Genomic DNA, 704 nt, shown 5'->3' with positions numbered 1-704 from the left:
GGCGAGCCTGAGGGCACTGCTCTTTGCGTGCGGTTTCGAGAGCATCGCGTTGAAGCGTCGCACTGCCGTTCAGCAATGGATGCATACAGACAGCCTGGCCATGGCTGCGGGGCATTCGCTCCACAGGCCTTCGTGTGGATTGTCAGGTTCAACGCGTGTTCGCGTGTTGCCCTCCTTAGTTGCAACCCACCGTCTGGAATTCATTACTCTTATAGCTCGCAAGGGGAATGCATGACAACGTTGATGTTCGACAATTTCAACGTGCCTCCGCAGAGAGCGGGAGCATGAGTGAGCGACATGATTAAATAAGTGTATGTTTGAGAATCGGGAAGTGCTCACAATGCGAGACGAACCTGGGCTACACGCCAACGCGTATTCTCAAAGACGGTCATCTCGAGGCGATTTCGTGGTCTGACCCATGTCAACTGAAGGCATAGCCGCAATTGGTCTCAGCGCACAGAAACTACTGAGGTGTTCGTGAAAGAAACATTCGTTCATCCTCTCGCCGACGTTTCGTCCTCATCAATCGGAGCGGGGACGAAAATCTGGCAGTTCGTCGTTGTCGTAAAGGGAGCTAAAATTGGAGAGGACTGTAATATTTGCGCGCAGTGCTTAATCGAGAGCGACGTAGTTATTGGCGACCGCGTCACGGTGAAAAGCGGGGTGCAGCTTTGGGATGGGCTACGATTAGGTGATGACGTTTT

General features: G+C 52.7%; 1 pseudogene. It reads left to right on the top strand.

Annotated elements, in window-relative coordinates:
- Positions 1 to 477: 477 nt before the first annotated feature.
- Positions 478 to 704 (top strand): annotated as a pseudogene (locus NEI07_RS19525) (N-acetyltransferase); the annotation flags it as partial.

It is taken from the genome of Methylocystis suflitae, assembly GCF_024448135.1.
Lineage (GTDB): Bacteria > Pseudomonadota > Alphaproteobacteria > Rhizobiales > Beijerinckiaceae > Methylocystis > Methylocystis suflitae.
The sequence above is the reverse complement of the archived record's forward strand: the minus strand, read 5'-3'. Positions and strand labels throughout refer to the sequence as shown.